Origin of the sequence: Flagellimonas marinaquae (assembly GCF_023716465.1) — a bacterium.
Taxonomy (GTDB): Bacteria; Bacteroidota; Bacteroidia; order Flavobacteriales; family Flavobacteriaceae; genus Flagellimonas; species Flagellimonas alginolytica.
Map to the genome: position 1 here is coordinate 2,509,341 of NZ_CP092415.1, position 12,518 is coordinate 2,521,858.

8 protein-coding genes are annotated in these 12,518 nt (G+C 41.6%); 6 read left to right on the plus strand and 2 right to left on the minus strand.

Annotated elements, in window-relative coordinates; genetic code table 11:
• The first annotated feature begins 2 nt into the window (after window positions 1-2).
• The 3 genes from MJO53_RS11205 to MJO53_RS11215 are packed head-to-tail and all read left to right on the plus strand — an operon-like array spanning window position 3 to window position 5,368.
• Window positions 3-1,247, plus strand: coding sequence for a SusE domain-containing protein (locus MJO53_RS11205; RefSeq protein ID WP_252079134.1), 1,245 nt, complete (start codon window positions 3-5; stop codon window positions 1,245-1,247).
• 54 nt (window positions 1,248-1,301) lie between these two features.
• A complete protein-coding gene (locus MJO53_RS11210; protein WP_252079135.1) occupies window positions 1,302-4,664 on the plus strand; it encodes an alpha-amylase family glycosyl hydrolase in 3,363 nt (1,120 codons plus the stop codon).
• The gene (locus MJO53_RS11215; RefSeq protein ID WP_252079136.1) at window positions 4,661-5,368 is read left to right on the plus strand and encodes a hypothetical protein; all 708 of its coding nucleotides are present in this window, start codon (window positions 4,661-4,663) and stop codon (window positions 5,366-5,368) included. The genes MJO53_RS11210 and MJO53_RS11215 overlap by 4 nt, the downstream gene beginning before the upstream one ends.
• A 191-nt stretch (window positions 5,369-5,559) precedes the next feature.
• Here MJO53_RS11215 and purU read toward each other — a convergent pair whose 3' ends face one another.
• Window positions 5,560-6,408, minus strand: a complete 849-nt coding sequence (gene purU, locus MJO53_RS11220; protein ID WP_224835243.1) for a formyltetrahydrofolate deformylase — start codon at window positions 6,406-6,408, stop codon at window positions 5,560-5,562.
• A gap of 142 nt (window positions 6,409-6,550) precedes the next feature.
• On the opposite strand from purU, the gene MJO53_RS11225 reads away from it, so the two are divergent.
• Entirely contained in the window at window positions 6,551-10,009 is a 3,459-nt protein-coding gene (locus tag MJO53_RS11225) for a methylmalonyl-CoA mutase family protein (protein ID WP_252079137.1), read from the plus strand.
• A gap of 6 nt (window positions 10,010-10,015) precedes the next feature.
• On the opposite strand, the gene MJO53_RS11230 is transcribed toward MJO53_RS11225, so the two are convergent.
• Window positions 10,016-10,417: a hypothetical protein gene (locus MJO53_RS11230; protein ID WP_224835241.1), complete on the minus strand. Its 402-nt coding sequence runs from the start codon at window positions 10,415-10,417 to the stop codon at window positions 10,016-10,018.
• A gap of 122 nt (window positions 10,418-10,539) precedes the next feature.
• Here MJO53_RS11230 and MJO53_RS11235 point away from each other — a divergent pair, with 122 nt between their 5' ends.
• Window positions 10,540-10,992 carry an Lrp/AsnC family transcriptional regulator gene (locus MJO53_RS11235; RefSeq protein WP_224835240.1) on the plus strand — a complete coding sequence of 151 codons (453 nt, stop codon included), beginning with the start codon at window positions 10,540-10,542 and terminating at the stop codon, window positions 10,990-10,992.
• A gap of 61 nt (window positions 10,993-11,053) precedes the next feature.
• Window positions 11,054-12,475, plus strand: a complete 1,422-nt coding sequence (locus tag MJO53_RS11240; protein ID WP_252079138.1) for an alpha/beta hydrolase — start codon at window positions 11,054-11,056, stop codon at window positions 12,473-12,475.
• The last annotated feature ends 43 nt before the right edge of the window (window positions 12,476-12,518 follow it).

Below are 12,518 nucleotides of genomic sequence, written 5' to 3' on the forward strand. Positions count from 1 at the left end.
TCATGAAAAACATAAAATTATTTATAGCACAAATTTTGGGGGTTGTAACGGCCCTGGCCCTATTTACCGGGTGTGAAAACGATGATCACGTGCCAGAATTCACATTGCAGACAGCATCGGAAAATGTTGCATTCCAAAATGAATTTTTGGTCGAATATCTTCTTTCGGACGAGACACCGGATAACATAGCCGAACGATTTGTATGGAACCCAGTGGATTTTGGAGTGCCAACAGAAATCTCTTATAGGTTGGAAGGCTCTATCTCGGAGAATTTTGATGCAGACGGAGCATACCAGTTCGATTCGGGAACACTGACGACCACCAATGCAAGTGTTACCGTAAACCAGTTGCTGTCCATGGCGGAAGGTCTTGGATTGGACGACGACCCATCTACCACTGACGAAGAAGGAGAACCAAACAATTCGGGAACTGTTTACTTTAAAGTAACCGCATTTGTAGGAAGTGGAGAAGGAACAGACGCAGTTTCAACGGAATCAGAAGCGGCGGCTTTGACTATTACCTTGGTAGAAGCCATTCAAGAAGGATTTGTTTGTGATAACGACCAACTTTGGGTAGTAGGAGCAGGAGCCACTGATGCAGGATGGGGATGGGATAGTCCAATAGCCCTAAATTGTCTGGGTAATGGTGTGTATGGTGGAAATATTTATCTCCAAAACTTGGATGGGGCAGACAACAACTTCAGGTTTTTTACAATTGAAGGAGATTGGGGTTCTGGACAAAACTACCCTTACTATAACGATGCTGGATATACATTTGATGAGAATCTTGTAAACGCAGAGGATGATGATAACAACTTCGCATATACGGGAACTAGTGGGTTCTTCTATTTGGAAGTGGACACTAATAACATGACAATTACACTCAGTGAGCCGGTAGCAACAGGAGATTGCGAAAACAATCAATTATGGGTTGTTGGAGCAGGTGCTGTAGATGCTGGATGGGGTTGGGATTCTCCTGTCCAGATTATGTGTTCAGGCGAAGGTGTTTATTCTGGTTATATCAATCTTCAAAATTTAGATGGAGCAGACAATAACTTTAGGTTCTTTACCATAGAGGGAGATTGGGGGTCAGGTCAGAATTTCCCATATTTTGCAGATGCTGGATATACTATCGTTGATAGTTTGGTGAATGCCGAAGACGATGATAGCAATTTTGCTTTTACCGGAAGTACAGGAAGGTATTTTATAACTATCGATACTGTAAATCTTATAATAGATTTACAATAAATTTTAGAGAATTGAAAGGGGGCTTTTTAGCCCCTTTTTTTCTAAATAGCCACTATGAAAAAACTTTTACTTTTAGGGTTTTTGCTATCCATCACAACGTCCTGGGCCCAAGTTACCATTGAGCCTTTTCCTTTTGCGGTGGATGAGCAAATAACCATAACCGTAGATCTTAACAGCAATGCGACCGACTGCAATGGACTTGCCGATCCGAACAAAGTATATCTTCATTCCGGTATAGGGACGAACATCGACCCATGGGCAACAGTTGTTGGAAATTGGGGGCAAGATGACGGTGTTGGAGAAATGTCCGATAACGGTAATGGAACATGGAGCATCACATTTGTTCCAGAAGATTACTATGGATTAACCCCTGAGCAAGCTGACAATGCAACCCGAATGGGAATGGTTTTCCGGAATGCATTGGGCAGTCAAGAGCTTAAGGCCAATGGCTGCAACGATTTCTTTTTTGATGTTGGCAGCTTTCAAATGGAACTGACCAATCCTACCACAAGTCTAACCGTGTTAAATCCGGGTGAGAATTTGGTAATTTCCGCCACAAGTTCCGTAGAGGCAGAATTCACATTGACCATCAACGGAAACTTAACCGATTCCTTTAATGGCGTGGAATACAATTTTGATCATACCAATATCACCGAAAATTCACAGTATGTTTTAGAAGCCGAAAGCGAAGGCGAAACGCGTACGGAAAATTTTATGGTCGTGGTTAATATTGAAGAACAAGCAGTGCCCAACGGTATGCAGGACGGCATCAACTTTGATCCCAATGACGATACTTCGGCAACACTCGTTTTATATGCTCCGGGGAAAGAGGTGGTGCATGTGGTCGGAGATTTCAATAATTGGACACCCAATGATGCATATTTACTGAAAAAGGATAGCGATCAAGATCGATTCTGGATCGAGTTGACCGGATTGACTCCTCAATTTGATCATATGTATCAATACTTGGTGGATGGGGAGATTACAATTGCAGACCCTTACTCCACCCTTATTTTGGATGAGAACAACGATTCCTATATCGATAATATTACCTATCCGGATTTACCTGCCTACCCTTCCGGTCAAACAGAACACGCTGTAACTGTACTAAAAACAGGTCAGCCTACATTTAGTTGGCAAAATGATGGAGTGGAACTACCCAGTAAAACGGATTTGGTGGTTTATGAGCTGCTGATAAGGGATTTTGATCAACTGCACAGCTTTGATGCCGTACGGAATAGGTTGGATTATCTTCAAGGACTGGGTGTAAACGCCATTGAGCTGATGCCTGTTTCCGAATTCGATGGCAACGAGAGTTGGGGGTACAATCCATCATTCCATATGGCGTTGGACAAATATTATGGAACGGCCAATGCTTTTAAACAATTGGTCGATGAATGCCATGGAAGGGGTATGGCGGTAATCGTGGATGTGGTTTTTAACCATGCATCCGGGCAAAACCCGTTTTACCGACTTTGGAACACCGATAACGGAGGCTATGGGGGTTCCGCCGCAGGGGACAATCCGTTCTTTAATGAAGAGGCAACACATGCTTACAGTGTATTTAACGATTTTGACCACGGCCAACAAGCAACCAAGGACTACGTAAAACGTGTATCCCAATACTGGATATCGGAGTATAATTTGGACGGTTTTCGGTGGGACCTGACCAAGGGTTTTACCCAGAATTGCTCAGCATCCGACGAAGCTTGTACAGGAGCTTATCAAGCGGATAGGGTTGCCGTACTCAAGGAATATGCAGATTATCAATGGGAAATCAAAGAGGATTTTTTGGTCATTTTTGAACATTTGGGAACAAATGAAGAAGAGACCGAGTGGGCAGAATATCGCTTGGAAGAAGGTAAAGGTATTATGCTGTGGAGCAATCTAAATGTTTCCTACAGCGAAGCTTCGATGGGTTGGAACAATAATTCCGACTTCTCTTGGGTGTCCTATTTAAATCGCAACTGGAGCGCGCCATCCAATATTTCGTACATGGAAAGTCATGATGAAGAACGCATGATGTACCGCAACCTGAATTTTGGAAACGCATCCGGAGACTACAATATACAGCAAATATCCACGGGCTTGGACCGTTTGGAGCTGGCGGGAGCTTTTTTCTTTACTGTCCCCGGACCAAAAATGATTTGGCAATTCGGTGAGTTGGGATACGATTATTCCATCGATTATAACGGAAGAACTGGGAACAAGCCCATTTTGTGGGAGTATTTTAATGACCCGGATAGAAAGAATGTTTACGATACATGGTCCAAATTAAACTTGTTGGCAGTAGAGGAGCCCATATTTGAAACTATGGATTTTGCCTTGGATGCGGACAATGAATCCGGATTAAAAACGATTCATTTAACCAATGCCTCAGCCGGTGAGGGCGAGATCGGGTATGTGGTCATTGTAGGGAATTTTGATGTGCAGGAACAAGCAATAGATCCCAAATTTCAAGAAACTGGAGTTTGGTACGAGTTTTTGGAGAATAACTTAAAGCATGTTGTGGTAAATGTAAACGAACCAATGGTTCTGGCACCAGGGGAGTACCGTATTTTTGGAAATAACCCAAGTGGGCTTTTTCCGAACGACAACCCTCCCGATGCAGATTCCGATGGGGTATTGGATGCGAACGACCTTTGCCCGAATACAACATTGGGAGCTGTTGTGAATGTGGACGGCTGTGAGGTTTTTTCTCTCCCAGAGGACAATTTCACAGTTCTGACGCAAAGTGAAACTTGTCGTGGCAGTGATAATGGAAGCATATCCGTATCTGCTTTGCAAACACTTGCCTATACAGCTACATTGTCCGGGAACAGTGAGGCCACCATCAATTTTGAAAACGAAGTCGATTTTGAGAATTTATCCGCAGGTAACTATCAACTGTGCATTACTGTTGCAGGCCAATCTGATTACCAGCAATGCTACACCTTGACAGTCACAGAACCACAATCCTTGGAAGTATATTCAAGTTTGAACAAGAACGATAATATACTTTCCTTGGAGTTAAAAGGCGCCGATTTTTACAACATACAAATCAATGATGAAGTCCATCTTACCACACAGGAATCATTTAAACTTAAATTGAATCAATCGGTAAACAAATTAAAAGTCCTTACAAATAAAGATTGTCAGGGATTGTTTGAGGAAACCTTTATCCTAACAGATAAGGCCATGGCCTATCCCAACCCAATGGTAGATGCAAGCTCGGTATCTGTAGATTTGGGCTTTGATACGAATGAAAAATTGAATGTTCAGGTATTCGATCTCAATGGGAAATTATATCTATCCAGAACAATGGAAACCAATTTTGGTAAACTGGATATTGATCTCTCCGGATATGCCAATGGGATGTACCTTATTAAAGTGGCAGGCAAGGAAACTACACACGAATTTAAAATTATAAAACAATGAAAATAGTTTATAAATACTTTCTGTTTACTATGGTACTGTCACTGTTTTCGTGTGGAGGTAGTGGAGATGACCCAGCGCCCGATCCAGACCCGGATGTGCCGGCACCTAAGGCGGCCACATTGGTTTTTCCTGATAATAACGAAGAATGTACCGAAGGTGTTTTGGTTTCGGATACGGAAAGCCTGGTCACTTTTGAGTGGACTGCAGCTGAAAATACCGATACCTATATGTTAATACTGACCAATCTTGAGTCTGGTGAAGAACGTTCATCCATTACAACCAATAGTGAACTTGAGGTAACTCTGGAGAGGGGAACCGCATATTCATGGTATGTAATTTCAAGGGCCAATGGCACCAATGAAACAGCTTTAAGTACTACATGGCGTTTTTACAATGCCGGTGTACCGGTTGTCAATCATGCTCCATTTCCACCCTATGAACCTTTTCCGCAAATGGGACTTGCCGTTAACGCTGGGAACATTACCTTAAAATGGAATAGTGCCGATCTGGATGGAGATGTACTGACCTTTACACTGTATTTGGATACCATTAGTCCGCCGACCACGATTTTGGGAGAAACGGATTCCAATAGTTTTAATGCTACTTTAGATTCCAATACCATTTATTATTGGCAAGTGGTTGTCGCTGATGGGGCAGGAAACAATACCCGGTCAGAAATTTTTGAGTTCAGGACCAAACCGTAAACGGTCTGCTGAGTTATCGGGTTTTGTTGATAGGGCAGTCCAACAAGTATATAAATATGATCCTGATTTAAATTCAGAATCTTAGTGGATTCACCTCAAATGGTCGTAAGAATCCGAAAAACCGACGATGATCATAGGTGCAGATTGATGAAAACAAGCTTATGGGACAGCTCGTATTTTAATCTCAGATGTTAGGAAAAGATAACAGTTTTATTATTGTACACCATAGTTTTTCGGGCTACATGGAGTTGAACTGCACGCGATAGTACAATGCGCTCCAAGTCTCTTCCCTTGGCAATAAAATCCTTAACCGAGTGGGTATGCGAAACTGTGGTCACATCTTGTTCAATAATGGGTCCGGCATCCAGGTCCTCTGTAACATAATGACTCGTGGCCCCAATAATTTTTACACCTCGGTTAAAAGCCGCATGGTATGGCTTTGCCCCCGCAAAAGCTGGTAAAAAGGAATGGTGAATGTTAATGATTCGTTGTGGAAAAACATTGATCACCTTTGGGGATACAATTTGCATATATCTTGCCAGCACAATAAAATCTACATCAAACTTTTTCAAAAGATCAAGTTGTTTGTCCTCGGCTTCTGCTTTGTTTTCCTTGGTCACGGGAATATGGAAATAGGGTATGTTGAATTGTTCCGCGACGTATTCCAAATCTTTATGGTTGCTCAGTATAAAAGGAATTTCGACCGATAGCTCGCCCGAATTATATCGGCTCAATAGATCATATAAACAATGATTGTACTTGGAAACGAACACAGCCATTTTTGGTTGATGGCCATCAGTATAAGCATCCCATTCCATATTGAATCCATGGGCGACTTCCTTTTCAAAATCATGTTTAAAATGGTCCAAGGAGACCGTATTTTCGAACTCGCTTTGTAAGCGCATAAAAAATACCCCAGCCTGTTTGTCCACATGCTGGTCCAAGTAAACAACATTGCCTTTTTGTTTATGGATAAAAGTGGTTACGGATCTAATAATCCCCGATTGGTCAGGGCAATTAATGAGAACGGTAAGTTTCATGCGGTATAATTAAGTGGGTAAAATTATGATATTCAGAATAGCAAGCCCAGACTTACAATATTTTTTGTATAATCTTAATCAAAATCAATTTTCAATTGCATTTTCCGTAAATTGCAGAGCAAATTTTCAGCTTTTATTACAGATGGAACAAATAGAACCTTATAAACCCAAACATAAAATCAGAATTGTAACGGCAGCTTCCTTGTTCGATGGCCATGATGCGGCCATTAATATAATGAGGCGAATTATCCAGGCTACAGGAGTGGAGGTAATTCATTTGGGACACGATAGGAGTGTGGCCGAGGTGGTAGATTGCGCCATTCAAGAGGATGCCAACGCCATTGCGATGACCTCTTACCAAGGAGGGCACAACGAATATTTTAGGTATATGTTCGATTTGTTGAAGGAAAGAGGTGCTGGACATATCAAAATTTTTGGCGGCGGTGGCGGTGTAATCTTGCCCGATGAAATAAAAGAACTGATGGAATACGGGATCGAACGTATCTATTCTCCGGATGACGGACGTGAACTCGGACTTCAGGGCATGATCAACGACCTGATTCAAAGATGTGATACAGCAGTCCCCGATATGCCTCTCTCCAAAGGAGAGTCCTTGGAAAACAAATTGGCAGAAAAGGATTCAAATACATTGGCCCGTTTAATTTCTTTGGCAGAAAATCGTCATGAAGAATTCGAAAAATTTGAAGCCATTATTGCCAAGGAAAAAGGAAACGTTCCAGTTTTGGGAATTACCGGTACAGGAGGAGCTGGTAAATCCAGCCTGGTGGATGAACTCGTGCGCAGATTTTTAATGGATTTCCCCGATAAACACATTGGGCTTATTTCCGTAGATCCATCTAAGCGAAAAACCGGGGGTGCGCTTTTGGGGGACAGGATCCGTATGAACGCTATCAACAACGAAAGGGTTTATATGAGGTCTTTGGCCACTCGGCAATCCAATTTGGCCTTGTCCAAATACGTAGCGGAAGCTGTTGATGTGCTCAAGGCGGCAAAATATGACCTAATTGTGTTGGAGACCTCTGGGATAGGTCAGTCGGACACCGAAATATTGGAACATAGCGATGTCTCCCTATATGTGATGACCCCGGAATTTGGAGCCGCCACACAATTGGAGAAAATAGATATGCTGGATTTTGCGGATATCGTGGCCATAAATAAGTTTGATAAAAGGGGAGCCCTCGATGCTATCCGCGATGTAAAAAAGCAATACGCCCGCAACCACGGACTGTGGCATGCCAATGAAGATGAACTTCCTATTTTTGGAACCATTGCTTCGCAGTTCAATGATCCTGGGATGAACAGCTTGTATAAAATGGTGATGGATACACTGCAAGAAAAAGCAGATTCCAACCTAAAATCTCAGATGGAGATCACACAAGAAATGGCCGAAAAAATCTATGTGATCCCACCGGCACGTATCCGATATTTATCTGAAATTGCCGAGAACAATAGGAGTTATGATGAAAAGGCCAAGTACGAAGCCAAGATAGCCCAAAAACTCTATGGGGTCTTTTTGACCATCACATCTACCTTGGAAATAGATCAAGAACGTGCCGAAGAATTGTTTTTGGATAAATCCGGGCTGAACGAAGATGAAATTCGGTCGAACATCAAAAATGAAGCTTCGGGCGAATTGGTCGAGCTGCTGATCAAAGAGTTTGATCGGATAAAAATGCACTTGAATCCCTTGCATTGGGATGCCATTATAAGATGGAGAGAAAAAGTAGAACGCTATAAATCCGAAGTTTACTCATTTAAAGTAAGGGATAAAGAAGTAAAAATAAAAACCCATACCGAGTCACTATCCCATAGTCAGATTCCAAAAGTAGCTCTGCCCAAATACAAGGCTTGGGGAGATATTTTACAATGGATTTTACAAGAAAACGTACCCGGTGAGTTTCCGTACACAGCTGGTTTGTACCCGTTTAAAAGAGAAGGGGAGGATCCAACAAGAATGTTTGCCGGTGAAGGTGGACCCGAACGGACCAATCGCCGTTTTCATTATGTGAGCATGGATATGCCCGCAAAACGGTTGTCCACGGCCTTTGATTCCGTTACCCTGTACGGTAATGACCCCGATCACAGACCCGATATTTATGGCAAAATAGGCAATGCCGGAGTTTCCATTTGTTGTTTGGACGATGCCAAAAAACTGTATTCCGGCTTTGACCTGAGTAGTCCAATGACCTCGGTGAGCATGACCATTAATGGTCCCGCCCCTATGCTTTTGGCATTTTTTATGAATGCCGCCATAGATCAAAACTGTGAGAAGTACATCAAGGAAAATAACTTGGAGCAAGAAGTGAAGAACAAACTGCAATCCATATTCAAGGCCAAGGGTGTAGAACAGCCCCAATATTATGGCGATTTGCCCGAGGGAAATAATGGATTGGGGTTAATGCTTTTGGGGGTAACCGGAGACCAGGTGCTCCCGAAAGCGGTTTATGAAGCTATTAAACAAAAAACTTTGAACCAGGTTAGGGGTACGGTACAAGCAGATATCTTAAAAGAAGATCAAGCGCAGAACACCTGTATTTTTTCAACCGAATTTGCATTGCGCTTAATGGGCGATGTGCAGGAGTATTTTATTGAGCAGCAAGTCCGAAATTTTTATTCGGTTTCCATTTCGGGATACCATATTGCGGAGGCAGGTGCCAATCCTATTACGCAATTGGCATTTACTCTTTCCAATGGTTTTACTTATGTGGAATACTACCTGAGCCGTGGAATGGATATCAATAAATTTGGACCTAACCTTTCATTTTTCTTTTCCAACGGGGTGGACCCGGAATATGCCGTAATCGGAAGGGTGGCAAGACGTATTTGGTCCAAGGCATTAAAGGAAAAATATGGGGCCGATCCAAGGGCACAAATGCTTAAATATCATATTCAGACTTCGGGAAGGAGCTTGCACGCCCAAGAAATCGATTTCAACGATATCCGTACCACCCTCCAAGCTTTGTATGCCATTTACGATAATTGTAACTCACTGCATACCAACGCGTATGATGAGGCCATTACCACACCTACCGAAGAGTCTGTGCGCAGGGCCATGGCCATTCAATTGATCATTAATAAGGAATTGGGCCTCGCAAAAAATGAAAACCCAATTCAAGGCTCTTTTATAATTGAAGAATTAACCGACTTGGTGGAAGAGGCAGTTTTAATGGAATTTGACAGGATTACGGAGCGGGGCGGCGTTCTGGGAGCTATGGAAACCATGTACCAACGCTCAAAAATTCAGGAAGAGAGCTTGCATTACGAGACCTTGAAGCACTCCGGTGAATACCCTATAATCGGAGTAAATACCTTTTTGAGTTCCAAGGGTTCCCCTACTATTTTGCCCGCCGAGGTTATCCGAGCTACCGAAACAGAAAAGGAGAATCAAATTAAAACCTTGGAAAACCTCCATAAAAGAGAGGCGCAAAAAGCAAAAACACAGTTAAGCGAATTGCAGCAAGTAGCAACCCATAACGAGAACATTTTCGAAAAACTGATGGAAGCGTCCAAATACTGTTCGCTGGGTCAAATTACCGAAGCCCTTTTTCAAGTGGGCGGACAGTATCGCAGAAATATGTAGGAATGCTTAATCGTTCTTGGAAATCAAGGACTTTCTCCATTTTTTAAAGGAAATCCGAAAGATTCGGATTTCTTTTCGAAGGAGGTTCAGGTATTCTTTTTCTTTTACCCCATCTCTTTCCAAACCATTGCAGTAGGCGAGAATATTGCGGGTCATAATGTTGACGTAGGATAGGCTCTTCATTCTGACCGATGGACAGCTGCTCAAAGCGGCTTGCTCGACCTCTTTGGTGATCAGATCCGCATCTGCCATAAGGGATTTGGAGATGTCGTCCCTAAAAGAATCGATTTTGCGAAATGATAAAATTTCTCTGTTCTGCGCAAAATACGAGGCCACAGCTTCGCTCATGTCGCGTAGTGCCAAAGATTTACGGTAGATACTAAGGGAGTTAAGAGAATTTCTCTCCATGATTTCACAGCAATTTTGAAACATAAAATTACACACGATTAGAATTTTTTTACTTTTGTTATAAAAGCAATTGGTCGATTTTACTTTCGATTACAAAAAAATATAACTAATCTACTTTACATATGAAGATAGATGATTTGAATTGGCAAATACTAAATCATTTACAACAAAATGCAAGGGAATCATTTGCCAATATTGGAAGGAAAATTGGGCTGACACCACCTGCTGTGGCCGAACGTGTAAAGAAAATGGAAGACCTCGGAATTATTGAAAATTATGGCGCCAATATTTCCTATGTAGAAGCAGGTTATCAATTAAAGGCCATAATAATGCTCCGTGCATTTATGGGTAAATTAAAACCGTTTTTGGATAAGGTAAAAACTTATCAAGAAGTGGTGAATTGTTATCGGATCACGGGCAACGAGAATATAATTATGGAAGTAATTCTAAAAGATCAGTCCCATTTGGAGAAATTTATAGACGAACTCATCGTATATGGAGAGTGTAGAACCCATATTGTGCTATCCAGTGTGGTAAGCAACGCCCCTATCAAAAAAAGCAGGGGGAGTAAGTAACGAATTGTTAATTTGATGATTTCGAAACAGACTTTGGCTAGATTTTTGATAAAATTGAGTTATGAAAAAAACGATTTTGTTACCAATTCTGACTGTTTTTTGCACACTTTCTGTCTTTTCGCAACAAATGGTTTTAAAAAAGGGGGAAATAATTGAAAACCTTCCACTGAACGATACTACCGAAAACACGTATTCCTTATTTATTCCGAAAAAATTTTCCATGGATAAGAAGTGGCCTTTGCTTTTGGTCACCGATACCAAAGGCGAAGAAAAAAGTGCACTTTCCATGTTTGTTATGGCAGCGGAGAAAGAAGGTTATGTTTTGGCGGCACCAAAGTTATCGGACACTTTATCACTGACAAAAAATATGCTGGTTACAAGTGGCACTATAAAAAGAATAACCGAAATGTTGCCCATACATACAGACCGAATTTACGCTGCAGGTCAGGATTCCGGCGGGCAGTTGGCCAGCTTGGTGCCAATACTCATTAAAGCTGTAAATGGCGCTATCTCCATAAATGCATCCCTTGCCAACAGGGAACTGATTAATATGAAAGAACCGTTTCATTTTATCGCTATTGTAAACAAAGAAAATTACCGGTACCCCTATACGCTAACCGATGCTAAACTATTGGATCAATTTAAATTCCCAAATCAAGTGTTGTTGTACGATGGAGATGGGGAGTGGCCAGGTGTTGCATATCTGGAGAAAGCAATGCAACTCTTTACTTTGGATGCCATGGGCCGAAATAGAATTCCAAAGGATACCCTATATATGGAAAAAGCTTTTAAAAAAGATATCGCCCACTTAAATCAACTCGGTAAAATCGGGGATTTGCTCTGGAAAGAGCAATATATAACCGAAATGATGTCCATGTACCGCGCCATGAAAAATATGGACTCACTTAGATCTGTGCAGCGTGATTTAAGAAGAAGCAAGGAGTACAAAGTAATGAAACGGGCGGAAAACGCCGCTTTTTTACAAGAGAACATGCTAAAGGAAGATTATCAATATTATATGGATGAAGACCTTTATACCCACAATTACAATAATTTGGGGTGGTGGAAATATCAAAAAACAGAGATCGAAAAGTTTATCGATGGGAGCAAACCGTTCGAAAAACAAATGGGGCATAGGTTAAAAGGTTTTGTAAATGCCCTTGCCGAAGATAATATAAGCATAGAAATGGCTGAGGAGGTCGTCGATGAAAATGCTTTGGCATTTTTGTACATGCTCAAAACAATTTTAGAACCTGGTAATTACGAATACTACCTAAAAACCATATCGTTGAGCGCAAAGAACGATGATTTTGGAACCTCCTTGTTCTATTTGGAAGAGCTTTTAAAAAAAGGGTTTAAGGATAAAGAAAAACTTTATAATATAGAGCATACCGCACTCTTCCGGATTATGCCCGAGTTCAACGAAATGGTCTCAAAGTATTTGGATGATGCCAGATACCACATTAAGATAGAAGAAAACTAAATGTCCGCATAATTCAGTTATCTTGATTTGGTTTAGAACCGTA